General features: G+C 41.2%; 23 protein-coding genes, 1 tRNA gene and 1 riboswitch. Of the genes, 14 read left to right on the top strand and 10 right to left on the bottom strand.

What is annotated here, in order from left to right; genetic code table 11:
• Nucleotide 1 precedes the first annotated feature (1 nt).
• A complete protein-coding gene (locus DL92_RS0106015) occupies nt 2-1,027 on the bottom strand; it encodes a LacI family DNA-binding transcriptional regulator (protein WP_026656791.1) in 1,026 nt (341 codons plus the stop codon).
• 375 nt (nt 1,028-1,402) lie between these two features.
• Here DL92_RS0106015 and DL92_RS0106005 point away from each other — a divergent pair, with 375 nt between their 5' ends.
• From DL92_RS0106005 to DL92_RS18415, 3 genes are all read left to right on the top strand, one after another.
• Nucleotides 1,403-3,856 carry a glycoside hydrolase family 94 protein gene (locus tag DL92_RS0106005; protein ID WP_026667190.1) on the top strand — a complete coding sequence of 818 codons (2,454 nt, stop codon included), beginning with the start codon at nt 1,403-1,405 and terminating at the stop codon, nt 3,854-3,856.
• A 132-nt stretch (nt 3,857-3,988) separates the two neighbouring features.
• Complete coding sequence (locus DL92_RS0106000; protein ID WP_026667189.1) at nt 3,989-4,792, top strand: murein hydrolase activator EnvC family protein; 804 nt, start codon at nt 3,989-3,991, stop codon at nt 4,790-4,792.
• Between the two features lie 14 nt (nt 4,793-4,806).
• The gene (locus tag DL92_RS18415) at nt 4,807-5,292 is read left to right on the top strand and encodes a bactofilin family protein (protein WP_051199213.1); all 486 of its coding nucleotides are present in this window, start codon (nt 4,807-4,809) and stop codon (nt 5,290-5,292) included.
• A gap of 78 nt (nt 5,293-5,370) precedes the next feature.
• Here DL92_RS18415 and DL92_RS0105990 read toward each other — a convergent pair whose 3' ends face one another.
• A complete protein-coding gene (locus DL92_RS0105990; protein ID WP_026514625.1) occupies nt 5,371-5,658 on the bottom strand; it encodes a YerC/YecD family TrpR-related protein in 288 nt (95 codons plus the stop codon).
• A gap of 206 nt (nt 5,659-5,864) precedes the next feature.
• On the opposite strand from DL92_RS0105990, the gene DL92_RS0105985 reads away from it, so the two are divergent.
• A complete protein-coding gene (locus DL92_RS0105985; RefSeq protein WP_022755461.1) occupies nt 5,865-6,065 on the top strand; it encodes a cold-shock protein in 201 nt (66 codons plus the stop codon).
• Between the two features lie 143 nt (nt 6,066-6,208).
• Here DL92_RS0105985 and hisA read toward each other — a convergent pair whose 3' ends face one another.
• The 5 genes from hisA to DL92_RS0105960 form a co-directional block, all read right to left on the bottom strand.
• Nucleotides 6,209-6,982 carry a phosphoribosylformimino-5-aminoimidazole carboxamide ribotide isomerase gene (hisA, locus tag DL92_RS0105980; RefSeq protein WP_026667188.1) on the bottom strand — a complete coding sequence of 258 codons (774 nt, stop codon included), beginning with the start codon at nt 6,980-6,982 and terminating at the stop codon, nt 6,209-6,211.
• A gap of 31 nt (nt 6,983-7,013) precedes the next feature.
• The gene (gene dapB, locus DL92_RS0105975; RefSeq protein ID WP_026667187.1) at nt 7,014-7,769 is read right to left on the bottom strand and encodes a 4-hydroxy-tetrahydrodipicolinate reductase; all 756 of its coding nucleotides are present in this window, start codon (nt 7,767-7,769) and stop codon (nt 7,014-7,016) included.
• 72 nt (nt 7,770-7,841) lie between these two features.
• Nucleotides 7,842-8,726 (bottom strand): 4-hydroxy-tetrahydrodipicolinate synthase, encoded by an 885-nt coding sequence (gene dapA / locus DL92_RS0105970; RefSeq protein WP_026667186.1) that lies wholly within the window; start codon nt 8,724-8,726, stop codon nt 7,842-7,844.
• A 121-nt stretch (nt 8,727-8,847) separates the two neighbouring features.
• Nucleotides 8,848-9,020, bottom strand: a riboswitch (Lysine riboswitch).
• Between the two features lie 87 nt (nt 9,021-9,107).
• Complete coding sequence (locus DL92_RS0105965; protein WP_026656784.1) at nt 9,108-10,379, bottom strand: metallopeptidase TldD-related protein; 1,272 nt, start codon at nt 10,377-10,379, stop codon at nt 9,108-9,110.
• 13 nt (nt 10,380-10,392) lie between these two features.
• Nucleotides 10,393-11,823, bottom strand: coding sequence for a TldD/PmbA family protein (locus DL92_RS0105960; RefSeq protein WP_026667185.1), 1,431 nt, complete (start codon nt 11,821-11,823; stop codon nt 10,393-10,395).
• Between the two features lie 167 nt (nt 11,824-11,990).
• Here DL92_RS0105960 and typA point away from each other — a divergent pair, with 167 nt between their 5' ends.
• Entirely contained in the window at nt 11,991-13,820 is a 1,830-nt protein-coding gene (gene typA / locus DL92_RS0105955; RefSeq protein WP_026656781.1) for a translational GTPase TypA, read from the top strand.
• Between the two features lie 177 nt (nt 13,821-13,997).
• Here typA and DL92_RS0105950 read toward each other — a convergent pair whose 3' ends face one another.
• Entirely contained in the window at nt 13,998-14,630 is a 633-nt protein-coding gene (locus tag DL92_RS0105950; protein ID WP_034462166.1) for a YigZ family protein, read from the bottom strand.
• Between the two features lie 90 nt (nt 14,631-14,720).
• Between DL92_RS0105950 and DL92_RS18410 the strand changes: the two genes are divergently transcribed.
• The 4 genes from DL92_RS18410 to DL92_RS0105930 all read left to right on the top strand — a co-directional run bounded on the left by DL92_RS18410 (nt 14,721) and on the right by DL92_RS0105930 (nt 21,415).
• Nucleotides 14,721-17,669, top strand: coding sequence for a transglycosylase domain-containing protein (locus tag DL92_RS18410; protein WP_081816843.1), 2,949 nt, complete (start codon nt 14,721-14,723; stop codon nt 17,667-17,669).
• A gap of 21 nt (nt 17,670-17,690) precedes the next feature.
• Nucleotides 17,691-20,474, top strand: coding sequence for a transglycosylase domain-containing protein (locus DL92_RS18405; RefSeq protein WP_051199211.1), 2,784 nt, complete (start codon nt 17,691-17,693; stop codon nt 20,472-20,474).
• 173 nt (nt 20,475-20,647) lie between these two features.
• Nucleotides 20,648-20,728: transfer RNA gene (locus DL92_RS0105935), tRNA-Leu, on the top strand.
• Between the two features lie 435 nt (nt 20,729-21,163).
• The gene (locus tag DL92_RS0105930; RefSeq protein ID WP_026667184.1) at nt 21,164-21,415 is read left to right on the top strand and encodes a hypothetical protein; all 252 of its coding nucleotides are present in this window, start codon (nt 21,164-21,166) and stop codon (nt 21,413-21,415) included.
• 35 nt (nt 21,416-21,450) lie between these two features.
• Here the strand turns inward: DL92_RS0105930 and DL92_RS18400 are convergent, their stop codons facing one another.
• Nucleotides 21,451-22,125 (bottom strand): helix-turn-helix domain-containing protein, encoded by a 675-nt coding sequence (locus DL92_RS18400; protein WP_034468577.1) that lies wholly within the window; start codon nt 22,123-22,125, stop codon nt 21,451-21,453.
• Between the two features lie 157 nt (nt 22,126-22,282).
• Between DL92_RS18400 and DL92_RS0105920 the strand changes: the two genes are divergently transcribed.
• The 4 genes from DL92_RS0105920 to DL92_RS0105900 all read left to right on the top strand — a co-directional run bounded on the left by DL92_RS0105920 (nt 22,283) and on the right by DL92_RS0105900 (nt 24,478).
• A complete protein-coding gene (locus DL92_RS0105920) occupies nt 22,283-22,474 on the top strand; it encodes a MerR family transcriptional regulator (protein ID WP_026667183.1) in 192 nt (63 codons plus the stop codon).
• A 24-nt stretch (nt 22,475-22,498) separates the two neighbouring features.
• On the top strand, nt 22,499-22,822 hold the full coding sequence (locus DL92_RS0105915; protein ID WP_026667182.1) for a hypothetical protein: 324 nt from the start codon (nt 22,499-22,501) through the stop codon (nt 22,820-22,822).
• A gap of 789 nt (nt 22,823-23,611) precedes the next feature.
• Complete coding sequence (locus DL92_RS0105905; RefSeq protein ID WP_026667180.1) at nt 23,612-24,121, top strand: terminase small subunit; 510 nt, start codon at nt 23,612-23,614, stop codon at nt 24,119-24,121.
• Between the two features lie 18 nt (nt 24,122-24,139).
• Nucleotides 24,140-24,478 carry a hypothetical protein gene (locus DL92_RS0105900; protein ID WP_026667179.1) on the top strand — a complete coding sequence of 113 codons (339 nt, stop codon included), beginning with the start codon at nt 24,140-24,142 and terminating at the stop codon, nt 24,476-24,478.
• A 143-nt stretch (nt 24,479-24,621) separates the two neighbouring features.
• On the opposite strand, the gene DL92_RS0105895 is transcribed toward DL92_RS0105900, so the two are convergent.
• Nucleotides 24,622-24,816 (bottom strand): hypothetical protein, encoded by a 195-nt coding sequence (locus DL92_RS0105895; RefSeq protein WP_026667178.1) that lies wholly within the window; start codon nt 24,814-24,816, stop codon nt 24,622-24,624.
• Nucleotides 24,817-25,065: 249 nt separating this feature from the next.
• On the opposite strand from DL92_RS0105895, the gene DL92_RS20120 reads away from it, so the two are divergent.
• On the top strand, nt 25,066-26,184 hold the full coding sequence (locus DL92_RS20120) for a tyrosine-type recombinase/integrase (RefSeq protein ID WP_051625239.1): 1,119 nt from the start codon (nt 25,066-25,068) through the stop codon (nt 26,182-26,184).
• The last annotated feature ends 208 nt before the right edge of the window (nt 26,185-26,392 follow it).

Genomic DNA, 26,392 nt, shown 5'->3' with positions numbered 1-26,392 from the left:
CTTATTGAATCTTTTTAACGGATTCCCCTTTTTCCAATGTACCTTCAACTACAATCTGCTCAACCAGTGTCCCCTTAGGATTGTTTATAAGGTCGATCAATTTGGTTGCCGCTATTCCACCGATTTTCTCAGAATTCTGCACCACTGTGGTAAGTCTCGGAGAAAGACGCTTTGCAAGTTCAAGTCCATCATATCCTGCAATTGAAATATCTTCCGGTATTCTGAGATTCCTCTGTCTTATAGCATTTATTCCACCAAGTGCCGCAAAATCATCGGGATAAAGAATGCATGTAGGCGGTTCCGGAAGATCCAAAAGTTTGTTAGTCGCCTCATATGCAGCATCAGTATCTCTATAAGGAGATACAACTACATATTCATCCGGAATCTCTACTCCCAATTCCTGAAGTGTCTTATAAAAACTTGTAAGTCTGTTCTGTGTAACGGATGAACCCGCGCCGTGAACATATGCCACTTTCCTGTGCCCCTGCCCGTAAACATAATTTACAAGCTCTCTCATCCCTTTTACATTGTCAGACACGACTGAAGTCCTGTTGAAAAAGATATGGTCAATCGTGACGACCGGTATATTGCTCTTAATAAGTTCCTCAACTTCCGGATCGGAGAAATCAACACATGCTATAACCACTCCATCAAAGCCCCTGTATATCGCATGTGACAGATAGGACATATTGTTGATCTTCGCCTTCCCTCCATTGATGAAGGTTATATCAAAACCGTTCTCCTCCGCAGTTTTCTTAAAACTGTTAAGCACATGATTGAAATAATCATGTGTGAGACCGCTGTTGGCTTCATCTACAAACAAGACACCGATATTGTTGGTCCTGTTCGTCTTAAGAGCCTGCGCAGCCGCATTCGGATGATATCCGAGCTTATCAGCAACTGCCCGTATATGTTCCTTAGTTTCCTGCCCTATGTCGCTATGATCGTTTAGTGCCTTAGACACTGTAGCTATGGACACTCCACAAGCAACGGCAATATCCTTTAATGAAACATTACGCTTAGCCATATCAATAAATACCCTTGAACTTAATCGTTTTCGCACGATAAATATACATCATAATGACTCCAGAAGCAATAAAAAAAACGAATTTTTTGTGCACATTATATATCTTTGTTTGTTTTTTACAAAATCCACTCTCTTTTTTCATATATAATTCTGATTTTGGTTACAATTGGTTAATGATTTAGTAAAACGTTTTCGAAATATCATTTACGCCCAGTGTCCATCGGCGGTTTTATGCGTGTTATCTCTGAAACGCGCACAGGGCAACGGTTTAAGGGCAATAATATTTGTGATATTTTGTGTTGCAATATAGGAGCTTCCCATATATAATGTCTCTAGTAATTATCTTAAACGTTTAAGTGAACGGAGGTTATATTTATGAAATTCGGCTACTTTGATGACAATGCATGTGAATACGTCATCACTACACCAAAGACTCCTCTTCCCTGGATCAACTACCTCGGAAACAAGGAATTTTTCTCATTAATATCAAATACTTGCGGCGGATACACATTCTATAAAGATGCCAAGCTTTTAAGGCTCACAAGATACCGTTATAACAATGTTCCTTATGATAACAACGGTAAATATTTCTATATTAAGGATGAAACAGATAAAGCAAATGAAGTTATCTGGAATCCCGGATGGCAGCCTGTAAAGACAGCCCTTGACAGCTACGAGTGTCGCCATGGATTAGGTTATAGCAAGTTCTCATCATCAAAATCAGATATTAAAGCCGATGTGTTAACTTTCGTTCCTATGAATGATAATTGTGAAGTTTCCAAGATCACTATCACAAATAATAAGAAAGAAGATGCTAAGCTCGTTCTCTTTTCATATGTAGAATGGTGTCTGTGGAATGCAGATGACGATATGAAGAACTTCCAGCGTAACCTCAGTACAGGTGAAGTTGAAGTTACAAACGACGGAGCAACTCTTTTCCACAAGACAGAATACAGAGAGCGTAGAAATCACTACGCAGTATACGGCGTAAATACTAAAGTTGACGGATATGACACAAGCAGGGATGCATTCCTTGGCGCATACAACGGACCTGACAGCCCTGATGCAGTTGCAGCAGGAAAGTGCACAAATTCTGTCGCAAGCGGATGGTCTCCTATCGCTGCTCACCAGATCAACATCAACCTTAAGCCCGGCGAATCCAAGACATTCATCTTCACACTCGGATACATCGAGAATCCCGAAGATGACAAGTGGGAATCATACGGCGTTATCAATAAGAAGCCTGCATACGCAATGCTTGATGCATACAAGACTGAGGATGCTTTTGACAAGGCTCTCGCAGAGCTTAACGACTACTGGAAGAATCTTCTCGGAATCTATCATGTATCTTCTTCAAACGAGAAGGTTGACCGCATGGTAAATATCTGGAACCAGTATCAGTGCATGGTTACATTCAACATGTCCAGATCTGCTTCTTATTATGAGTCAGGTATCGGCCGTGGAATGGGATTCAGAGATTCTTGTCAGGATCTTCTCGGATTCGTTCACCTTATTCCCGACAGAGCAAGACAGCGTATCATCGATATCGCTTCTACTCAGTTCCAGGACGGAAGCGCTTACCATCAGTACCAGCCCCTTACAAAGAAGGGTAACTCAGACATCGGATCAGGATTCAACGACGATCCGCTCTGGCTCATCGCAGGTACAAGCGCATATGTAAGAGAAACAGGCGACCTTTCTATCTTGAAAGAAATGGTTCCTTTCGATAATGATATGAGCGTTGCAAAGACACTTATGGATCACCTTAAGTGCTCATTCAACTTCACTGCTACTCACAAGGGTCCTCACGGCCTTCCTCTTATCGGACGTGCGGATTGGAACGACTGCCTCAACCTTAACTGCTTCTCAGAGCATCCGGGTGAGTCATTCCAGACATTCGGTCCTTCAGAAGGTCCTGTTGCCGAGTCTGTATTCATCGCAGGTATGTTCGTAAAATACGGCGAAGAATATGCACAGCTTGCTGAGCTCCTCGGCGATGATGCTGAAGCAAAGAGAGCAAGAGAAGAAATCAAGAAAGTTTACGATGCAGCTTGCACAGCAGGTTGGGACGGCGAATGGTTCGTAAGAGCTTACGATGCTAATTCCAACAAGGTTGGTTCAAAAGAATGTGAAGAAGGTCAGATCTTCATCGAGCCTCAGGGCTTCTGCGTTCTTGCAGGAATCGGCGTAAAAGAAGGTCTTGCAGAGAAAGCTCTTAAGAGCGTTGAAGAAAGACTTGATACAAAGTACGGCGTAATGATCTTACAGCCTGCTTACACAAAATATCATCTCGAACTTGGTGAAGTTAGTTCATATCCACCGGGATACAAGGAGAACGGCGGTATCTTCTGCCACAACAATCCTTGGGTATCTATCGCTGAGACTGTTCTCGGACACGGCGACAGAGCTTTCGAGATCTACAAGAAGACATGTCCTGCTTACATCGAGGATATCAGCGAAGTTCACTGCACCGAGCCTTATGTATACTCTCAGATGGTTGCAGGAAGAGACGCTAAGTTCTTTGGTCAGGGCAAGAACAGCTGGCTTACAGGAACAGCTGCATGGACATTTGTAAATATCTCCCAGTACATCCTGGGTGTATATCCCACACACAACGGTCTTTCAATCGATCCTTGTGTGCCCGCAGACTTCGGTGACTTCACTCTCACCAGAAAATACCGCGGTGCTACTTACAACATCAGCGTTAAGCAGAACGGTGCTCAGAAGGGTATCAAGAAGCTTACCGTAAACGGAAAAGAAATAAGCGGAAATATCATCCCATACGAAGAAGGCGTAAAAGAATACACAGTAGAAGCTGTTATGGGTTGATCATAATTATACTCCTATTCTTCAGGGTCCGGGAAAGCGCTATTTATCTGCGTTTTCGCGGGCCCTATTCATGTAAAGTTGCACGATTGACCGATTATATGTTAAAATACAGTGTCTAAGTCGGAGGTGAATATGAGTACTATTAGTAAGCCCAGACAGCAAAGGTACCACAGAAAACACAGACACAAGCGAAGTTATACATTTATGGTTATTTCCGGAGACTCTGACGGTGTAACAAAACGTCTCCATCTGAATCATTCCCAAACACAATGGTTGGCATACTCAATTTTTGCTTTTGCATTATTTTTAGGATGCTACATTATCTATAGTATTATGACCATTTCTAATTTGAAGGCTATACAAGCCGAACAGAAGCAAGAAATCTCAGATCTTCAAGAAGAAAACAGTAGTCTCGCAGCGTCATACGAGAGCGCAAGTTCCAATTCGGAACATATTCAGGCTGCCCTCAGTGAAAGACTTAAGAACGAGCGTCAGGCTAGTGAAGAGGCTGAAAAGTTGGCAGTTCCTTCAGGCTTTCCTTTGACAGGAACCACTCCGCTTCCAACTCAGGCTGTGGATGATCCGAATGCCACCAATATAACCAAGCTTACCGACAAGAACAAGGATACCGCAACAGGAAATCCTCTGGTTCTATTTACAGCAGCTCCCGGAAGTAATATTATAGCTACCGGAAGCGGAACAGTTATGACCGTAACTTCAGATGCGAAGTTTGGACACATCGTTTCCATAGATCACGGAAACGGATATATTTCAATTTATCGAAACGAAGGTTCACCTGTAGTTTCGGAAGGCGATACTGTTGACAGGGGCGACCTGTTATACGTTGTAGGCAGCCAAAACAAAACTTTAGGATATCAGATACAGAAGGATGAGAAATACGTAAATCCCGAAGATGTAATGGATATCAAGGGTTAAATGGAGGATTCATTATGTTTGGAAACACTAAAAAAGATTCTACCAACGCAACTGAAAATGAGATACTTGAACAGGTAGGAACTATTATCGGTCCCGGCGCCGTAATTGACGGTCCGCTTACCACAAAGGATTCAACAAGGATCGATGGCACTATCAAAGGCAACGTCACTATAAGCGGTGCTCTCATTGTAGGTCAGGAAGGTAAAATTTTTGGAACTGCTTCCGGCGTAAATATTTATGTAGCCGGCGAAGTAAACGGAAATCTATCCGCGCCTCAGGGAAAAGTCGAGATAAGCGATACCGGAAAAGTTGTCGGCGACGTCATCTGCAAAGGTATTATCATCGATGAGAATGCTATTTTCCAGGGCAGATGTGAAATGACAGGTCTTGAGAGAAATTCAGCGGATATCGCAAAAGAAAGAGCTGCTGCCGTAACAAGTGATGCAGAAAACGATTCTGAATCAGAGACTAACGAATCTGACGAGAAGAAAGTAATTTAAGTAAATATTTAGATTAAATAAGCGCTTCGGTTCAAGCCGAAGCGCTTATATTTTTTTGACTCAATTTTAATTTCGAAATTACTCTTGCAATCTATCGAATACGAGCTCATATCCATCATCGCCATAATTCAGTGAGCGATTTACTCTGCTGATGGTCGCTGTTGATGCTCCTGTCTTCTCTGCAATCTCAAGGTATGTCTTGTGCTCTTTAAGCATTGAAGCCACCTCAAATCTCTGAGAAAGAGATAAAAGTTCGTTCACGGTGCAAAGATCATCGAAAAAACTATAACATTCATCTTTATTCTGAAGGCATAGAATTGCGTCAAACAGATGATCCACAGCATCTGTTCTAATCTTTTTGTTCATTTCGCCATCCCTCCGATTTTTCTAACACAAATTTGTAAACTATATTGCGTTAATAATAAACCTTTGTGCTTATATATTTTATCACTTTAAAATCTTAAAGTAAATAGGAAGATATACTTTACTTTTTTAGCTATTTATGCTATTGTTAGTTTGTTGTCATGGACAACAGAACGATTATTTTTTTATTTTTTAGTGGAGGTATTACAATGAACAAAGGTACTGTTAAGTGGTTCAACAACCAGAAAGGTTATGGCTTTATCTCTGATGAGGCTGGAAACGATGTATTCGTACATTATTCAGGACTTAACATGGAGGGCTTCAAGTCTCTCGACGAAGGCGCTTCAGTTGAGTACGATGTAATCCAGGGCGAAAAAGGACCTCAGGCCGTAAACGTAAACAAGCTTTAATTAATCAAAAAGTTGAAGCTAATTAATCAGACTACATGTCGACTTATTCTTAAATATAAAAATAAATATTTAGAATTTGCAATATTGTATAGATGATTAATCAACAGAGCCATCCAACATTTGTTGGATGGCTTTTTTGTTTATCATTCACATATATCAACTATATCTTTTATCTTAAGATTACCGCCGAAAATCTCAAGGGCACTTCCTATCGTAACGTCCACTCTTCCCTTTCCGATTTCCTTAAGCTCTTTTACATCATCAAGACTTCCTGCTCCTCCGGCATAGGTAACGGGTATCTTTCCCCAGTCTCCGAGGATCTTTGCCACATTCTTCTCTATACCTTTTTGCTTGCCTTCTACATCGGCAGCATGAACAAGAAATTCATCGCAGTACCCGGAAAGCAGATCAAGCGTTTCCTCATTTAGTTCAACATCAGTAAGCTTCTGCCACCTGTCTGTTACTATGTAATACTTTCCGTCTACATTTTTGCATGAAAGATCAAGAACAACCTTCTCTTTTCCAACTGCCTCTTTAAGCTTCTGCAGATTGGCGTAATTGATCTCTCCGTCTTTAAATACATAAGAAGTGACAATAACGTGAGAAGCACCCACATTTATAAATTCTGAGGCATTTTCGGCCGTTATTCCGCCACCGACCTGCATGAGTCCGGGACAAGCCAAAAGAGCCTCTATGGCCTGTTTTTTCGTCTTCTCATACAAGGGGCTTGTTACAGGATTAAGCAATATTATATGCCCGCCCGAAAGTCCCATCTCTCTGTACATTCTGGCGTAGAATACAGCATCCTGTGAAGCAACATAGTTTTCTTTTGCCTCATCGTTCTTATCACGAAGGCTACTCCCCACTATCTGCTTCACTTTGCCGTTATGAATATCAATACAAGGTCTGAATCTCATACACTTCTCCTCAGGTGCCGCTTCCGATCAGTCAGGCAAGAACATCCGACATGTCATACAATCCCGCAGACTTACCGGCAAGGAACTTAGCTGCCTCAATGGCGCCCTTTCCAAAAATTGCTCTTGAATAAGCTCTGTGAGAAAGAGTTACAACCTCGTCGTGACCTGCAAAGATAACATCATGGTCACCTACGATTGTTCCTCCGCGTACAGCAGAGATTCCGATTTCCTTCTGAGGTCTCTTTTCTCTTCTTGTGCTTCTGTCATATACATAATCCATCTCATTATTAAGAGATTCGTTAATGCTGTCTGCAAGTGCGATTGCTGTTCCACTGGGTGAATCAAGCTTCTGATTATGATGCTTTTCAACTATCTCGATATCAAATCCCGCAGCCGCAAACATGGGAGAAACTTCCTTCAGCACCTTGATAAGTGCATTTACACCAACCGACATATTTGCCGACTTAAGAACCGCTACCTTTGAAGAAGCTTCTTTTACCATCTTAAGCTGATCCTCAGAAAGTCCTGTTGAGCAAAGAACAACCGGAACATTCTTAGCCGTGCAGTAATTAAGGAGTCCCTCTACTGCTGATGCATTCGAGAAATCAACGATAACATCGGCATCTGTAGTACATTCATCAAGACTTCTGTATACGGGAAAATCGTAATTGTTATCGCCAAAAGCGTCTACGCCCGCTACTACTTCTATATCATTATCTTCCTTTACAAGGTCGATGATAACCTTGCCCATACGGCCGTTACAGCCGTGCATGATCATTTTTGTCATCTGTGTTTCCTTTCCAAATCTGTGTAATCCTAGCTATTTAATCTAAGAAACATCGTTTTTGCCAAGTATCCGTCAGATAAGTCCGAACTTCTTCATCTCTTCCTTAAGCTTAGCGCAGTTCTCAGGCTCCATCTCTGTAAGAGGAAGGCGAAGCGGACCTGCTGCAAAACCGATCATCTTAAGCGCACTCTTAACGGGAATAGGATTAACCTCTGAGAAAAGAGCTTTTACAAGAGGATATGCCTTGAACTGAAGCTTTCTTGCAGTCTCATAATCTCCCTCAAGACACTTCCGGCAGATCTCATGTGTCTGAGCCGGAGCAACGTTTGCAAGAACAGAAATTACTCCGAGGCCGCCGACTGACATAAGAGGTACGATCTGATCGTCATCTCCCGAATAAAGATCGATACATCCGTCTGCAAGCTGCATCATCTTGATAGTCTGTGACATATTTCCTGTAGCATCCTTGATGGCAACAATATTCTTTTTCTCCTTGCAGAGCTTAACAGCTGTCTCAGGAAAAATGTTACATCCCGTTCTGCTCGGTACATTGTAAAGAATGATAGGAATATTTACTGCGTCAGCAATTGCAGAAAAGTGTGCAAAAAGACCGCCCTGTGTTGCCTTATTGTAATATGGTGTTACGCACAAAAGCGCATCCGCACCGTAGCTTTCAGCAAGCTTAGAGAGCTTAATTGCTGTCTCTGTGCAATTTGATCCTGTTCCTGCAATAACGGGAATTCTTTTTGCAACTTTATCTATACAGAACTTAACAACATCCATGTGCTCTTCTTCTGTCATGGTTGCTGCTTCGCCTGTTGTTCCGCAAACGATGATCGCGTCTGTTCCGTTCTCGATCTGGAACTCGATAAGACGTTCGAACTCCTCGTAATTAACCTCTCCGTTTTCCTTAAATGGTGTTGCGATTGCAACTCCCGCTCCTTTAAAAATTGCCATTTTTTCCTCCTTAATAAATCGCGCCGGTTGAAGCATCTTTCATCGAATGGAATTTGTGTTCAACAAAAAACCGACTCCATAATGGGAGCCGGTAACATAATCTTTTCACTATAAAAAGAATAATGTTGATAGCGCCCCATCCTTAGATGACAGTCATACGGTTCTTAACCGTATGCCCAAGCAATTGACCTTCAGGTGGTCAACCCTTTCGGCGTATTTCCCTTTCATGCCGCTTCATCTGTGCCTGTCACATCTGCGACGTTACTTATTAAATACGCAACCTCTATCCAACTGTTTCTTATACTGATACTACACCAGCGTCAATAGACTGTCAACACACAAGCATTTTTTACCATAAACTAAGCATTATCTAAAAAAGCTTTAAGCCCCAGCAATTGTGACGTTTTCAATCTTTATAACGCTGGGTACGAGATAATTGTCATACTGACGAAGTTCCTTTGAAAGCTTAACATCGCTGATGAGCTCGGTAAGAGTTCCCGTTACGGATCCTCCGCACACAGGTGTAACCTTATCTCCCTCATGCCAGTAAGCAAGTCTGATCTCTCCTGCGATCTCTCCGGTGAAAATATCTACACTGAAGTCCGAAAACTCAACAGGCTCAAGATATGTGCCTGTTCTTATCTCGCTCTCCGAAAGCCTGCCGCCCTCAACCTTAAAGTTTGTTGCAATGAAGGAATCCTCAACTCCGAGATAATGACGGAACTGAACGCCGCCCCAATAGCTTACGGGAACGTTGTCCTTAATGATAGCCATATCCCTGACCTCTGCACCTTCAGCATCAACAGGAAAGTTCTTGGAGGAATTGGCAAGCTCTTTTACCGCACTGATTGTGAAGGTGTCGCCCTTAACATCATTGCAGATTGCCTTGCCGATCTCCCAATCAGACATTTCACGGTACTTCATGGATGCCATCATCTTATCAACGATCCACTCGTAGATCTGAACACAGTCCTGTGTAGGAAAAAGAACTGCTGCCTTATAGGCGGCTGGTGTCGGTTTTGCCACAAGTCTGTCCTTACCATACTTAAGAGTATCCGAAATTTCTTTTATCAGATTCTCTCTGTCACATGTTCCTGCAGTATACATGCGGTAAAGCTCGATCTCATGCTCATCGTTTCTTGCATTGACAACAACTTCCACGGTTGAACTCGGGTAAGAGATCGTAACATCAATGCCCTCAGAGTTGACGTATCTTCTCTTGCAGTTCTCAGCAAAGATCTCATAGGAATTGATGTCCTCGCCTGAAGTCTCGGGAATATGCTGCATAGCTTCGATATAATCCTTTGCCATCTGCTGTGGATCAAAGTTCTCATCCACTCCCTTAACAGGCTTCTTATTGAGCTCGTAGTATGGATTCTTAACATAGGAAGCTCTCTCATAAAGGTCGTCGATAATCTTTTTAGCCTCGGCTTCCGTTGCTGTCGGCGCTATCTCCTGCGATGCACTTCCAAGGAACTTGCCGTCATCCAGCTTTCTGTGAACAATTACCTCTATGTGCTCAACGTCGCGAACTCTGTTCTGATCAAGCCTGTGTCCGATGAAATAGAACTCCCAGCCCTCTGTACATGTATCTGTAACTTCCCAGGCATCTGCGCCTGAGTTTTTCAAAAGTTCAATTATCTTATCTGTCATCTTCTCATCCCCTTTATCCAAGTCTTGCCACCGCCTTCAGGTATGGGCCGCCGTCTGAAACCTTAACCCATTCCTTGTGGCCTTTTCCGCAGGCTCCGTCTCCGAATGATATATAGTCGTTGCTGGCCATGGAAATGGATCCAAGAAGATCGGGCACATAGCCCGTGAGAACAACAGGAGAAACCACCTTTCCGGTGAGCTTTCCGTCGATGATCTCGTAGCCCCTTGCTATGATGCACTGAATTCCCCAGTGCTTTGGATCCTCCATTCCGGCATCAATTCCGTCTAAAAGATATCCCTTCTTAACCGAAGCGATCATCTCTTCTTTTGTGGATGTTCCCTTATCAAACATTGTATTTGTCATTCTTGTATAAACCTTGTGCTCGAAGTTCTCTCTCTTACCGTTACCGGTTGGCTTTGTTCCGAGTCTGAGAGCTGCCAGGGCATCGCATATACCTGCCTTAAGGATACCCTTTTCAATCTCGATAACATCGCCCGCCAGAGTTCCTTCATCGTCAAATGCATAGCTGGATACATCTTTTACGCAGTTTGCCCCTTCATGCATGGTAACAAGATCCGATCCAACCCTCTTATCAATATAATCTACTCCGAGAGCTCTTTTCTTAACGAACATATCCATCTCAACGCCGTGACCGAATGCCTCGTGAGCGATAAGTCCCGAAACGTCGGGAGCAGTGATGATCTCGTACTCTCCGGGAATCACGTGCTCAGAACCAAGGCTGTCCTGAAGTTCCTTGAAACTCTTATTGACGAGGTCTCCGAGTCTGTCAAAGATTTCCGGACCTTCTCTGTCAGAAATTCCGTTGATAGCCTGATTGCTATTACCATCACGGTCACCGATCATGTACACGAAACCTTCTGAAATTACATAGCTCTGTCGAAGGTCCTTATTTGGTGTAAGGAACATCTTGCAAATGTGGGTTGACTGAGCCGCACAGGTGCAATCAATGACTTCATCAGAAAGAGCTGCTCCCTCGTCGCTGAGCTTCTGAAGCTTACCGACAAGAGCCGAAAGATCTGTCTCTTCAGGAAGTTCGCCCGTCTCCATCTCCACAAAGAGCTCCTGCTTCTCATCCTCGAGCTTTGGCGTATTGTAGATTTCTGAATTTGTCTCTTTTAACACTGCAAGCTGACGATCAAGAACTCCCTTAGCCTTGGCTGCCATAGCTACGGTATCGCCCTCAAATCTGTTAAAAGAATATTCGCTGTACAGACCGTCTTTGTAAACCCTTATAACGTTTCCTCTCTCTGTTGTAAGTGTTGATCCGGCAATAGTCTTAACGTGCTGAGATACTCTGACATTGAAACCTACAGAGTCAGTTGAAAGAACGCTGACATAGTCATAGCTTTTTGCAAGCTCTGCTATCATCTCTTTCAATTTCAACGCTATGTCGTTTAAATATATAGAAAATTTAGCTTTCATTATTATCTCCTTTCATAACTTTATTTGGGTCATATCTTCGCAGCTACGCTCTATTCTAACACAGAAGGTCAGTTTTTCTGTGAAATTTTATGGTTGAACATTAAAAATACGCGTGCTATAATTCCTTAGTTTGAAATGGATGTGTTTTTTAAGGAGACAAAAGATTTATGAAGCAGACAAGAAATGATGTTAGAAACGTTGCGATAATTGCACACGTTGACCATGGTAAAACAACTCTGGTTGACGGACTTTTGAGACAGAGCGGTGTATTCCGTGAAGGTCAGGAAGTTGTAGAGCGCGTAATGGATTCCGGCGATATCGAAAAAGAGCGTGGAATCACGATCATGTCTAAAAATACGGCTATTACTTATAAAGATATCAAGATCAATATCATCGACACTCCCGGTCACGCTGATTTCGGCGGCGAGGTTGAGCGTGTTCTTAAGATGGTTAACGGCGTTATCCTTGTTGTTGACGCTTTCGAAGGTCCCATGCCCCAGACCAAGTTCGTTCTTGGAAAGGCTATGTCTCTCGGTCTTCCCGTTATCGTATGTGTCAACAAGATTGACAGACCCGAAGCAAGACCTAACGAAGTTATCGATGAAGTTCTTGAACTTCTCATCGACCTTGGCGCAGATGACAACCAGCTTGACTGCCCGTTCGTATTCGCTTCCGCAAAAGCAGGAACATCATCTCTTTCACTTGATGAAGCAGGCAAGGATATGAAGCCTCTTCTTGATACGATCATTAATTATATACCCGCTCCCGTCGGAGATCCCGATGCGAGCACACAGGTTCTTATCAGCACTATCGACTACAATGAGTACGTAGGACGTATCGGTGTAGGTAAGGTTGATAACGGTGTTGTTAAAGTAAACCAGGAAGTTATCGTAGTAAACCACCACGAGCCTGAAAGACGCGTTAAGACCAAGATCAGCAAGCTCTATGAGTACGACGGTCTCGGAAGAGTTGAGGTTCAGGAGGCAAAGATCGGTTCAATCGTTGCCATCTCAGGAATCGAAGATCTTAAGATCGGTGATACAATCTGTTCCGTTGATGAGCAGGTTGCAATTCCTTTCCAGAAGATCTCAGAGCCAACAATATCCATGAACTTCATTGTAAACGACTCTCCTCTCGCAGGTCAGGAAGGTAAGTATGTTACTTCACGTCACCTCAGAGACAGACTTTACAAAGAGCTCAACACAGACGTTTCTCTTCGTGTAGAAGATACAGATACAACAGAGACATTCAAGGTTTCAGGTCGAGGCGAGCTTCACCTCTCTGTTCTTATCGAGACAATGCGTCGTGAAGGATTTGAGTTTGCGGTAAGTAAAGCTGAGGTTATCTATCATACAGATGAAAACGGCCAGAAACTTGAGCCTATGGAAAAATGCTACATCGACGTTCCCGACGAGTTCTCAGGAAGCGTTATCCAGAAGCTTGGCGAAAGAAAAGGTGAGCTTGTAAACATGGGTGCCGGAAACGGCGGATATACACGTATTGAGTTTAACATCCCTTCACGTGGACTTATCGGTTACAGAGGTGAGTTCATGACTGATACAAAGGGTAACGGAATCATCAATACAATCTTTGACGGATATGCTCCTTACAAGGGAGATATGAACTATAGAAAGACCGGTTCCGTAATCGCATTTGAGACAGGTGAAGCTACAGCTTACGGTCTCTTCAATGCTCAGGACAGAGGTCAGCTCTTCATTAAGACAGGTGACAAGGTTTATTCAGGAATGGTAATCGGAACCAGTGGAAAGAGCGAAGACGTTGAAGTTAACGTATGTAAGACAAAGCACCTTACAAACACAAGAACTTCATCTTCAGACGAAGCATTGAGACTTGTTCCTCCGAGAATCATGTCTCTTGAGCAGGCAATCGAATTCATCGATAACGATGAGCTTCTTGAGGTCACACCTACAAGCCTTCGTATCAGAAAGAGAATTCTCGATCCTACACTCCGTAAGAGAGCCGGATTTAAAAAGTAAAAATCATAGTTCAATATAAAAAGCAGATATATGATGCATCGCTCCGATTGTGCGCAAAAAACGCGCACAAAAATCGCGATTCATTCATATATCTGCCTTTTTATATAGTATGACTCCTGAACTTCATGTTCAAGAATGCATGATTTTTTTCCTTAAGCTCTTACATTCCTACTCTTCTTACATGAGGTAATATCCCGCATCGCCTTCGGTGATGGTGATCTTTCCTTCACACTTCTGGATGAGGCCTTCGGTGATTTTTTCTTTATCTTCTTCTTTTACGCAAATATCGTATTGAACGTTTTCTGTATACCTTGGATCACTTATAGAAATTTTATTTTGCTCAAGGAAATATTTTACGTTATTTATCATATTATATGCGACTTCTATCGTGAGCTGTCTGGCATATACCATCTCTCCCGTTTCGGAAGCTGCAATAGCGGCCTGAGCGGCCTGTGTATAGGCTCTCACAAGGCCTCCGGTACCAAGAAGAACTCCTCCGAAATACCTTGTAACTATCACAAGTGTATTGGTAAGTCCCGCCCCCGTGATCACCTCAAGTATGGGCTTTCCTGCAGTTCCCGACGGTTCTCCGTTATCGCTGCATCTGGTATTCTCGCTGTTTTTACCTATTACATAGGCATAGCAATTGTGGCGAGCATCCCAGTACTTTTTTGACACCTCTGCGATTTTCTTTTCTGCGTCTTCTACGGACTCGACTATATAGGAACCACCTATAAATCTGGACTTTTTCTCGACAATCTCGCCAGTTCCCTCTTTTGTTACTACTTTGTACGTTTTAATCTCACTCATAAAGCCATAATAACACACTTTCTTTATAATATCTTCAATTAGTGGTATACTAACATACATTATAAAAGGAATAAAAAGAGAGGTTGATATATGAATTATGGTAAACGAGGTATCGTGTCTCAAGCCCGAGTGCTAAGTTCCGGTACCGATAAGTGGGGGAAAAAATTTGGACTGTTAGGTTTTTACTCTCTGATATCAGGAGTTTTAGCCGTAGCGATAATAGGTGCCAGCGCCGGACTCGGCGTTTTTATGGGTGTAAAAGATCAGGCGAATGATTATGCAAGTAAGTTGGAGACTCTTGCTACTCCCAAGGGCTTTTCTACATTTGTATACGATCAGGATGGTAATCAGATTGCAAAACTTGATGCTGCTGATTCAAACCGTGTAGTTGTAACCAAAGATAAGATTCCGGAGAATATGTCAAACGCTTTTGTCGCCGTAGAGGATGAACGTTTCTACGACCACAACGGAATTGATATTCACGGTATTATCCGTGCCGGATTCAAAGCACTTTCATCAGGTGATATGTCACAGGGTGCGAGTACAATTACACAGCAGCTTATTAAGAACACTGTATTTAGCGAAACCTGGACAAACGAATCCAAGCTTGAAAAAATTAAGCGTAAGATTCAGGAGCAGTTCCTTGCGGTTGAACTTGAAAAACAACAGAGCAAGGAAGATATTCTTGTAAACTACATGAACACAATCGCCTTGGGACAGAGTGTCTACGGCGTTCAGGCAGCTGCCAAAACTTATTTCGGAAAAAATGTCGAGGACCTCGACCTCTCAGAATGTGCCGTAATTGCCGGAATCACTCAGAACCCCAGCAAATACGACCCTCGTAGACATCCTGAGAACAATAAAGAGAAAAGAAATATCGTCCTTGATAAAATGCTCGCTCAGGGCTATATCAAACAGGATGAATATGACATTGCAAAATCAGATGATATATATGACCGCATCAAATCTGTGAATGAAGAAACAGAAGAAAACAAAAAAGTTAACTCTTACTTTGTTGATGCCCTTATTGAAGATCTTATTAACTCACTTATGGATGAAGAAATAATGGGTGATAAAGTCATGACCAAACAGGAGGCGATAAACGAAGTTTATTCCGGCGGTCTTAAGGTTTATTCATCACAGAATACAAAAATACAGAGTATCTGTGATGAAATATACAGTAATCCCGATAATTATCCTAAGGGAACAAAGATATATCCTCAGTATCTTTTGACTGTTCATCACAAAGACGGTTCGGTTGATAACTATAACAGTATTCACCTGGATAAATTCATGGGCGGCAAAGAAAAAATGATCTTCAAATCTCAGGAAGATGTAGATGCAGCCATTGCAAAATTCAAAGAATCTGTTATTAAAGAAGGTGATGAAGTAAATGAGAATGACGAATCTCTTGAATACGTTCCTCAGCCTCAGATCTCATTAACAGTTGCAGATCAAAAAACCGGTCAGATTGTTGCACTTATAGGTGGACGCGGCGAAAAGAAGCAAAACAGATCACTTAACAGAGCAACAGGGGCTAAAAGACAGCCCGGTTCAACATTTAAGGTTATTGCGTGCTTTGCACCCGGAATAGACCATGGAGACCTCACCCTTGCTACTACCTTCAAGGATGCAGAATTCCGCTATGACAACGGACGAGGCCGAGCTGTTAAGAACCACTGGGGTGCCGAATACAGAGGTCTTCAGTCTGTACGATACGCTATAATCAAATCTGCCAACGTTCTTACAGTTGAAGCATACACATACATAACTCCTGCAGTTGGTGCAGATTACCTTAAGAATAAATTCCATTTCACAACACTTACAAAAACTGACCTTGAACAGCAGGCAACCTGCCTTGGTGGTGTTGAACATGGTGTATATTGCAACGAGCTTAATGCAGCATATGCCACTATAGCAAATGGCGGTATATATTATAAACCACATCTTTTCCAGAGAGTTGAAGACTGCAAAGGAGAGACGCTTATCGACAATACAGCGCCTGAAGGCGAACGTGCCCTCAAAGAAACCAGCGCTTATCTTCTTAAGAGCGCAATGAAAGACGTTGTAACAAAAGGTACAGCTACATCAGTCAACTTCGACAAGAGCAGAGATATTGCAGGTAAAACAGGTACAACAACCGGTAACGTAGATGTATGGTTTGCAGGTTTTACAAACAACTACACCGCAACATCCTGGGCAGGTTACGACAACAATTATCCTTTGCCCGGCAGCGGCGCTGAACATGATCTTGCAAAATCCATGTGGAAAAAAGTAATGCAACAGATACATGCCGACTTAGAGCTTCCTGCAGAGCAATTCGAAGTTCCGGACGGCATTGTAAAGATGGATATATGTTCCAAGTCAGGTCTTCGTCCGACAGGTGGATGCGGAGACCAAGTAATAAATGAAATTTTCGATAAAGATAATGTTCCCGGCGAAAGCGAAATGTGTGATGTGCATACCGGCGGAATGGGGCCAATGTGTCTTATCGATCATAAGCCCGCATGCCCGACTTGTCCTTTCCAGATAAACGGCGAAAGAGACCCTATGAGACTTGAAAAGATCAAGGACGGCTTTGCTCAGCCACTTAATTTGGGCGGCGACAACACCGGCGGCGGTGGCGGTGGTGACGGTTTCTTCGGAGGCTTATTGGGTGGCGAACACTGTCACCATGATCTTGGATTCATGGCACAACCAAATATAGCGGAAATACTTACAAATGAATTGATACAGAGCGGATACCAGGATAAAGTTGAACAATACCAGCAAAGCTGGCAGAACAGCAACGTTTTCAATCAATTTATAGATGATTTTGTGAATGGTGGTGACCAGAATAATGATTACCATGACGGCGATAATAATGGCGGTGATGATCACGGCGGTGATAATCATGGCGAAGACAATGGCGGTGACCAGAATCACGATTGGCAGAACAGCCAGGATAACACGCCACAACCACAGCCACAACCTCAACCGGACCCGCAGCCTGCACCGCAACCCGATGACAACCAAGGCGGTGACAATCAGAATAACTGATACTAAAGGAGAGGTCATTTTATGGACTTTGGAAGAAGGGGTATTGTAGCGCAAGCAAAGTCACTTAGCGCACGTGCCGACAGATGGGGAAAGAAATTCAGTCTTTTCGGCTTCTACTCTCTCATCTCAGCAATTTTAGGTTCTATCATAATAACTGCAAGCGCCGGAATCGGCGTGTTTATGGGAATCAAGGATCAGGTCAACGAAAAAACCGATCAGCTTGAGAACCTCGCTAAACCCACGGGATTTTCTTCTTTCGTTTATGACATAGAGGGAAATAAGATTAAGAAGATCGACTCAGCTGATTCAAACAGACAGACCATAGCCAAAGAAAACAGGGATAAGATTCCCGAAAATCTGACAAACGCTTTTATTGCTGTAGAAGACGAGCGTTTCTACGAGCATAACGGAATTGATATTCACGGTATGATCCGTGCCGGATTCAAAGCTTTTTCATCAGGAGATCTGTCTCAGGGTGCAAGTACAATAACCCAGCAGCTCATTAAGAACACGGTATTCAGAGAGACCTGGACAAAAGAATCCAAGCTCGACAGAATTAAACGTAAGATTCAGGAGCAGTTCCTTGCAGTAGAACTTGAGAAAAAGATCAGCAAGGAAGATATTCTTTTAAACTACATGAATACTATCGCCTTAGGTCAGAGTATCTATGGCGTTCAGGCTGCAGCAAACGATTATTTCGGCAAAAAAGTAGAAGAACTTGACCTCTCGGAATGTGCAGTAATTGCCGGAATTACTCAGAACCCAAGTAAATACGATCCAAGAAGGCATCCTGACAACAATAAGGAAAAAAGAAATATCGTCCTTGATAAGATGCTCACGCAAGGATACATCACACAGGAAGAATACGATATTGCCAAAACCGATGCAGTATATGACCGCATCAAAGCAATCAATGAAGAAGCAGGAACCAAAAAGCCCAACTCTTATTTTATCGATGCACTTATTGATGACGTAATTGCCTCACTTATGGATGAAAAACTTATGAGTCAGACCGGTAATAAGCCGATGACCAAATATGAGGCTGAACAGGCAGTATATTCCGGAGGACTTCAGATTTATTCCTCTCAGGACAGTCATATTCAGAGTATCTGCGACGAAGTTTTCAGAAACCCCGATAACTTTCCTAAAAATACAAAGTTATTTCCTCAGCTTGCCATCACTGTTCGTAATGCCGACGGTTCGGTAAAGCAAAACTATGACAGCTATTCAATGGATAAATTTGTAGGTGGCAAAAACAATATGATCTTTAAGTCAAAGGAAGACGTTGATGCCGCTGTTGAGAAATTTAAAGAATCTCTTATCGATAAAGAAAAAGGTGAATATGTAGGCGAGAAAGATATTTTCCTTGATTACGTTCCTCAGCCTCAGGTATCAATAACAATCTGCGACCAGCGGAACGGCCAGATAGTTGCGCTTATCGGTGGACGAGGCGATAAGAAATTCAACCGTTCACTTAACAGAGCCACAAAGTCTCCCAGACAGCCCGGTTCTACATTTAAGGTTCTTTCAACCTTTGCACCGGGAATCGACCACGGTGACCTCACCCTTGCAACAACATTCAAGGATGCAGAATTTCATTATGATACCGGTCGACCTGTAAAAAACCACTGGGGTGCTGAATACAGAGGCCTTCAATCAGTAAGATATGCAATAATCAAATCAGCTAACGTTTTGACAGTTGAGGCATTTACTTATATAACTCGTATAACTCCGGAAATTGCTTCCGATTATCTTAGAGATAGGTTTCATTTTTCTACACTTACTGACAATGACTGTCATCAGCAGGCTACTGCCCTTGGAGGTATTGCAAAAGGTGTATATTGCTCGGAACTTAATGCCGCATATGCCTCTATAGCAAGCGGCGGCATGTATTATAAGCCACACTTGTATGTGCAGGTTCTTGACCATGACGGAAATGTTCTTCTTGATAACATTGCTCCCGAAGGCGAGCGTGCTCTTAAAGAGACAAGCGCTTATCTTCTTACAAGCGCAATGAAAGATGTTGTGACAAAAGGTACCGCTACATCTGTAAACTTCGGTAAAACAGATATCGCAGGTAAGACCGGTACAACAACCAGCAACGTAGATGTTTGGTTTGCCGGATATACCAACTATTATACCGCAACAACATGGGCCGGTTATGATAATAACGTACATTTGCCCGGTAGCGGTGATGAGCATAACCTCGCAAAATCCCTGTGGAGAAAGACCATGGAGAAGATACATGAAGATCTCGATCCGATGCACTTTGAGCAACCTGCAGGTATTGTTACCGAAAATGTATGTGCGCTTTCGGGTCTTCTCCCCTTCGAAGGATGTGGTGGAGGAATAAGTGAGATTTTTGATAAAGACAATGTTCCAAGTGAAATATGTGACGTTCACAGTCTGGGAGAAATATGTCAGCTCGATCACAAATCCGCATCACCTGAATGTCCTTTCAAGACTATCGGTTACGGCGGAAGAGATCCAAAGAGACTTGAAATAATTGCAGATGGCTTCTCGGGCGGCGTAAGCACCGGCGGTATGTCAGGCTCATGCCATCACACCGCAGAATTTATGTCTCAGCCGGGTATTGAAGGCATACTCGCAGCCGAAAGAGCTCAGATCGCTGCAGGCGGTTGGGGAGGCGGAGGCCAGCCACAACCACAGCCTCAAGACGGTCAGAATCAGGGCGACCAGCCACAACCTCAACCTGATCCGCAACCACAACCTCAGCCCGAGCCGCAACCTCAGCCGCAGCCGGAACCTCAACCACAACCTGAGGGAAACAATGAAGGTGGCTAATTACGTGATCATCATAGCAACAACTGGTATATAAATCATGAATATAAATGGAGATATAAATCATGAATATAAATGGAGCGCAGCCCGATACATTTACGGACTGCGTTTTCTTTTTTCTCTTGCAAAGCCATTACAACATATGTATAATCATTTTGTTGTCGTATTTGACACGTGCGGATATGGCGGAATTGGCAGACGCGCTAGATTTAGGTTCTAGTGTCTTCGACGTAAGGGTTCAAGTCCCTTTATCCGCAGTAAGTTTTAAGGCTTTTCTTGTGCATGCATGAAGAGCCTTTTTTATTAGATTTTATCTATATTTCTTAAATTTAATGACAGTCTCATGTTATCCTAATCAATCTCTTCTTTTCTCCATTTATCCTATGAAATGATGACAGAAATGATGACAACTAAGATGACTCGAAGCCTCAGTAAATATGTGCTTTTCCTTGCCATACAGGGGTTAATATATACCTTTATTCACACGCCAGCTTAGCACCTCAGATACTCAAAAAAATAAAAAAGGATTAGACCAAGTCATCTACGTTATATAATGCAAAAACATGTTATGATATATACAACAGATTGCAAAACAGCTTTTTCAGAATACAAATTCATATAAGGACTCCGAAGCCCTTACGTATGGCGTGGTTTGGCTGAGCATGGAAAAACATGTTTAAAGGAGGAAATATATGAGATATTCAGAAAAAACACTTTACAAGAAAGCACGTGCCATAGGTTACAGTGTACACAAGGGAAAGGTTCATTTTCTTAACGGCAACTACCCTGTTTATTCAGATGAAATTGGCTATAATGTAGTTAATGATTCTGTTGTAACATTGGTTTTGGGATGCTACAACAACGTCTTAGATCATCTATGGGATTTGGACGATGTTGAATCATTTCTCAAAAGTAAATACAATGATTTAGAATTAACACTTTGATTTTTGTAGTAAGCAATCTGTTGTTGGGGGAGCGTTTATAAGCTCCCTTTTTTCTTTTCACGCTTCTTCGTGATTTCTTCTTTATACTTAATGAGTGTAAGTTCTATTTCTTTTATTAAAACTGCTTCTGCAATTACTTTTCCATCTATTTCTAAACCACTTCCTTTTTCTACATTTGAAGTAATACAAGGTAAATTCTCTATTTCATCATCATTGTTGCCAACAAGATAATGCGTCATAAGATTTAATAGTCCTGTATCATTAGCTCCTTTTATTCCTTTTCCACTAAAGAATTTGCGTATAGGTTTTATGTGATTTTCTCTTAATAGAAAATCTAATGTTTTTATTTTGGCATTATCATTTGCTTCTACATGGCTTTCTAACATAGCTATACTTTTTTCGTTTATTCCAATTTTCTTTTGTATTTGAGCATTTTCTATATTTTTACAATTCGATAATCCCAAGAGATAATCCGTGCTAACTTGGCAAATTTGCGAATATTTAATGAGAATATCCGCTTTAATGGGAGTTCTCCCCTTTTCATAATTGACAAGTGTCGAAGTGGTTATTCCAAGTTTTTCAGCAAGTTTGGCTTGTGAAATATGTGCATCTGTTCGAGCCCGTGTATTAAGCGTCGGAAATAGCCCATCTTTGCTGTTTCCTTCTGCTTTTTTGCGTCTTGTTTGTGCTGATTTTACCGCCTTATACATTGCCCTCTCCTAAAATAACGATTTATTTCATTAATTACGCCAAAGAATCATTGCAATTAACAATAATTTAATGGCTTTTTTCATTAAATATAATAATCCATAATAAAGCTAGAAACAAGGTGCGCATCGAAATAATGACATACAAAAAAAGAAAGGAATGAAAAATAAGATGAAAACATATGAAAAGATTAAAGAAGCCATGGAACGAACAGGATATTCACGAAACACACTCATGAGATTTGATAAACCTGGAATTACTGTCCGCGTAGGTAAGGCTATTCGATTCGATGCCGATGCATTAGATGAAGCTTTGGCAAATGGTCTAGAACATAATATGGACAATACCTAAAGATGGGAGGTTTAAAGAAAATGGATGAAGCATGGTAATACGCATTACATGCAAGTATCAAGGGATATTTGGGATTATGCTATTTCTGATAAAGCAAAAATGTTGTTCTTTTGGCTAAACGAGTTAGAGCAACGCTATACAAGCGATAAAATAGATTATTTTTTTCGCTCTGACAAACAGTTAGCGGAGGATTTGGGATGGAGCGTAAAAACGTTGCGGAAAGCTAAAGCAGAGCTAAAGGACAACGCCAAAGACCTTGTAAAATTTGGATATGTAAATTGGTGGTTGGACAAAGCACACACAAAGAAATCCCCTAAACATGTTACATCGTACGTGATTTTGAAATAATTAGCAATTAGGTAAAATTTTCCCTGTTGCATATGCGACTAGGAACTAGTTATATATTTGCGGCAACTATGAATTTTTTTCCTATAACGCAACAGGGCAAAAATTACCTAGCTAATATAAGAATTTGATGTACTAATTAAGAATTTGAATAAATATATATACCTAATATTTTGTAAGTAACAGCCCTTTTTCAAACGAGTTGAAAAAGGAAACACCTCTATAAAGGAGTAACTCATATGAGAGATATTAATAATTGTAGTCAGAAATTAAAGGATTACTACCAGTCAGATAAATGGAATGAAATACGACAACGTATTCTTTGCAGGGATAACTTTACATGTCGATTATGTGGAGCAACAAATACAACGTTACATTGCCATCACATGCATGGAAGATACCGTTTTAATGAAAACAATCATCCTGAATCCTTGATAACTCTTTGCGAAGATTGTCACACTCTCATCCATACATATTGGACGGTTTGTGACAGTATCAAGGAATACTATGAAAATCAACGTCACCAAGAACAACTCAGAAAAGGTTATTACTAGAAAGGAGAACAACGCAATGATTACATGCTACGAAGATTATGTTAGAGCAATTCAAAAAATAAATAAGAATTCCGAATTTCATGGAGCGGATTTATCGGATTTATACTGCGAGATTGATGAGTTTAGAAAAACAGATCACGACCGCTATCATCGATACTTGAAAAAGATGCATAAAGATTTTATCAAAAATAATTAAGTTTGGTGTGTAGTGCAACTATTAAAAAAGGAGAAAAAGAATATGAATAGAGAAAGCAATTTCCCCACAGCTCAGGCAAGCCGAGAGCTTCAAAAAGTAGATGGTTTTATCAGTGATACTTTAGGCGGTATATCTGCGATGGCAAGTATGGAAAAGCCTCAGAGCGAAGGAGAACTGAAAGAGCGTATAAAAATGTATTTTGACTATTGCAAGAACAACTCTTTTCGCCCAGGCGTTGAAAGCCTGTCGTTAGCGCTTGGCGTTGACCGAAGTACGTTTTGGAGATGGTGCAATCGAGAAACAAATGTATCGCTTGAATGGGCTAAGACTTGCAAAATTGCAAGACAGAGCATTGTTGCTTTTACTGAGGCGTCAGCTATTAGTGGGCATCTGTCGCCACCTGTGGCAATTTTCATTTTGAAAAACATAGCAGGTTACAAAGACTCTGTTAGCTTTGAAGATGCCACACAGAACAACGCTCTTTGCAACGTTCTTATTGCGCGGGATTTACCTGTTTTAAAAAGTGAAGGTGATGAAAATGTAAATCTATAACAAGAAAGGGATTTCAAAATGGATGAATTTGAAAAAGCAGTAAACGAAATTGATGAAAGAAATGGAAACGCGAATGATGAAAATGTTTTTGAGATTGGCAACGACATAATTGATTTTTCACCAAATTCACGTAGCTTAGTTACCGCTACTCTATCAAGTGCGCGGAAATGGAGAAATAAGATATTAGAACTTTCAAAGGAGCATCCTGAGGAATGTGAAATTGTACACACCAATAAAGACGGCTCAATAGTCGCACATTTCCCCTGTTCCTATTTGCACATTTATAGACCACGAGAATTAAGCGAAGAAACCAAAGAGAAATTTCGGAAAAATCTTAAGAGGGTAAAAGCAAAATAATTTGCCCACAACTTCCGCTCCACAGGGGATTATTTTTAATAAAAACAATTTTTATGTTGCCAATGGGTTAAACTACCAATAGCAATATAATAAAATGATTTTTTGAAATAATCCCCGTGCGGAATATATTTTCCTTTTTGATACTATTTTGTCTGTCTCAAACTATCAATGCGCATATCAATGGCCTTTTTGATAAACTCATTTACTTTTTCGCCGCATGAATCAGCAACCTCTTTGATTTCATCATACTTACTAAGTTGAACATCAAGCGGAATCCGCTTGTAATGTTGCTTTGAATATTCTTGATTGTACTTTTTTTTCTTTTCATTATATGTCATAACCTCATCCTTTCAGGATTCAGTGATACTGCTACCGATTCCAAAAATATACTAACATTGTACGTTGTATTTGTAAACATTGTACATTGTAAGTACATCGTACATTGTATATCATATCTATGAAAGGAGAAAAAAGGGCGCAAGTGTTCGCACCACCTGCACCCAATATGACTAGCACACTACCCAAAGTATGATAATCACAATATTATTATATGGATTGTCATACTAATTTCAAGAAAGGAATTTGATATGGCAAAAAAGAAAACAAAGAAAAAAAATCTATGTAGCGATGGCAGACTTCAAAAGTCTTTTATGTTTAATGGCAAAAGAATTTACGTCCGCGCTAGAGATAAAGATGAACTAGAAAAAAAGATATACGAAAAGAAATTACAATTAACCGAAGCCAAAGAACTACATGACAATCCTACTATAGAAATATTCTTTAAAAGATGGATGGATAACAGGCGCGGAAGTGTCACACAAGCCACACTACGTTCACAGCAATGTCATTACAATACAATGTCTATGATTCAAATTAACGGAAAAGCCTTTAAAGACTATAGACTTTCTGAGGTAAAAGCTGAAGATATAAGAAATATTCAGAAAGCACTTGCTAAAAGGAATAATAGATCACAAACGATTAATGACAAAGTCGCTCTCCTATCACACATATTCCATGATGCAATAAGGGAACAGTATATAAGTTATAACCCTTGTAGTCCTGTAAAACCGCTTAAAAGAACAGAAGTAGCGGCAAGAGAAACAATCCATAGAGCATTGACACCCGAAGAAACCAAATTGTTTTTTGAAAACGCACGCAACAGCTTTTACTATAATGTTTTTCGATTAGCTATACAAACAGGAATGAGAATTGGAGAAATTGGAGCATTAAAGAATAGCGATATTTATGATGATGCAATTCACATCACTCGCACTATCACAAGAAACGAAAACGGCTCTTACTGTATAGGTACAGAAACAAAAACATGGCATGGAAAAAGAACCATCCCACTAAACAACGCCATAACAGAAATAATCGAGAATCAACGCAAAATAAATCATATCTTAGATGGCAATATCAGTAATATCGATGACTTAATATTCAGAGCCCCTGAACGCGGATTATTAATGTCTTCACCAGCCGACAATGTCATCAAGAATATATGTAAAAAGATAGGCATTAATCAGTTTACTTGTCACGCTTTTCGTGATACTTTCGCAACTCGTGCGATTGAGCAAGGTATTGAGCCACGAACATTACAAGAGCTATTGGGACATGCTGATTTTTCACTAACAATGAATCTTTACGGACACGTTATTGATGATACAAAAGAAAAAGCCATGAACAAACTTAATATAGCACTTTGATACACAAGAGCGATGACAAGAAATGTTGTCGCTCTTTTTTCACCAAAGTACATTAATTATGATAAAATGATGACGGATATGATGACAAGAACGTTTAAACTCGCTAACTGTGCTATATTTTGGATAAAGTCCCTTTATCCGCATTTTGTTGGGAGGTTTTTCATGCTAGCGCATGGAGAACCTTTTTTATTGAATCGGAAACTTCTGT

The sequence above is a fragment of the Butyrivibrio sp. AE2005 genome, from assembly GCF_000686965.1.
GTDB lineage: Bacteria > Bacillota > Clostridia > Lachnospirales > Lachnospiraceae > Butyrivibrio > Butyrivibrio hungatei_A.
This window is presented reverse-complemented; position numbering and strand designations above follow the sequence as displayed.

Coding starts and splice junctions, on each gene's coding strand:
- DL92_RS0105965 (WP_026656784.1), bottom strand. CDS start 10,379: ATGACAGATAAGATAATTGAACTTTTGAAAAACTCAGGCGCAGATGCC.
- DL92_RS0106000 (WP_026667189.1), top strand. CDS start 3,989: ATGAGTACTATTAGTAAGCCCAGACAGCAAAGGTACCACAGAAAACAC.
- DL92_RS18400 (WP_034468577.1), bottom strand. CDS start 22,125: ATGTATAAGGCGGTAAAATCAGCACAAACAAGACGCAAAAAAGCAGAA.
- DL92_RS0105985 (WP_022755461.1), top strand. CDS start 5,865: ATGAACAAAGGTACTGTTAAGTGGTTCAACAACCAGAAAGGTTATGGC.
- DL92_RS0106015 (WP_026656791.1), bottom strand. CDS start 1,027: ATGGCTAAGCGTAATGTTTCATTAAAGGATATTGCCGTTGCTTGTGGA.
- dapA (WP_026667186.1), bottom strand. CDS start 8,726: ATGGCAATTTTTAAAGGAGCGGGAGTTGCAATCGCAACACCATTTAAG.
- typA (WP_026656781.1), top strand. CDS start 11,991: ATGAAGCAGACAAGAAATGATGTTAGAAACGTTGCGATAATTGCACAC.
- DL92_RS18405 (WP_051199211.1), top strand. CDS start 17,691: ATGGACTTTGGAAGAAGGGGTATTGTAGCGCAAGCAAAGTCACTTAGC.
- DL92_RS0105930 (WP_026667184.1), top strand. CDS start 21,164: ATGAGATATTCAGAAAAAACACTTTACAAGAAAGCACGTGCCATAGGT.
- DL92_RS18410 (WP_081816843.1), top strand. CDS start 14,721: ATGAATTATGGTAAACGAGGTATCGTGTCTCAAGCCCGAGTGCTAAGT.
- DL92_RS0106005 (WP_026667190.1), top strand. CDS start 1,403: ATGAAATTCGGCTACTTTGATGACAATGCATGTGAATACGTCATCACT.
- DL92_RS0105895 (WP_026667178.1), bottom strand. CDS start 24,816: ATGACATATAATGAAAAGAAAAAAAAGTACAATCAAGAATATTCAAAG.
- DL92_RS0105920 (WP_026667183.1), top strand. CDS start 22,283: ATGAAAAATAAGATGAAAACATATGAAAAGATTAAAGAAGCCATGGAA.
- DL92_RS18415 (WP_051199213.1), top strand. CDS start 4,807: ATGTTTGGAAACACTAAAAAAGATTCTACCAACGCAACTGAAAATGAG.
- DL92_RS0105905 (WP_026667180.1), top strand. CDS start 23,612: ATGAATAGAGAAAGCAATTTCCCCACAGCTCAGGCAAGCCGAGAGCTT.
- hisA (WP_026667188.1), bottom strand. CDS start 6,982: ATGAGATTCAGACCTTGTATTGATATTCATAACGGCAAAGTGAAGCAG.
- DL92_RS0105950 (WP_034462166.1), bottom strand. CDS start 14,630: ATGAGTGAGATTAAAACGTACAAAGTAGTAACAAAAGAGGGAACTGGC.
- dapB (WP_026667187.1), bottom strand. CDS start 7,769: ATGACAAAAATGATCATGCACGGCTGTAACGGCCGTATGGGCAAGGTT.
- DL92_RS0105990 (WP_026514625.1), bottom strand. CDS start 5,658: ATGAACAAAAAGATTAGAACAGATGCTGTGGATCATCTGTTTGACGCA.
- DL92_RS20120 (WP_051625239.1), top strand. CDS start 25,066: ATGGCAAAAAAGAAAACAAAGAAAAAAAATCTATGTAGCGATGGCAGA.
- DL92_RS0105915 (WP_026667182.1), top strand. CDS start 22,499: ATGAAGCATGGTAATACGCATTACATGCAAGTATCAAGGGATATTTGG.
- DL92_RS0105960 (WP_026667185.1), bottom strand. CDS start 11,823: ATGAAAGCTAAATTTTCTATATATTTAAACGACATAGCGTTGAAATTG.
- DL92_RS0105900 (WP_026667179.1), top strand. CDS start 24,140: ATGGATGAATTTGAAAAAGCAGTAAACGAAATTGATGAAAGAAATGGA.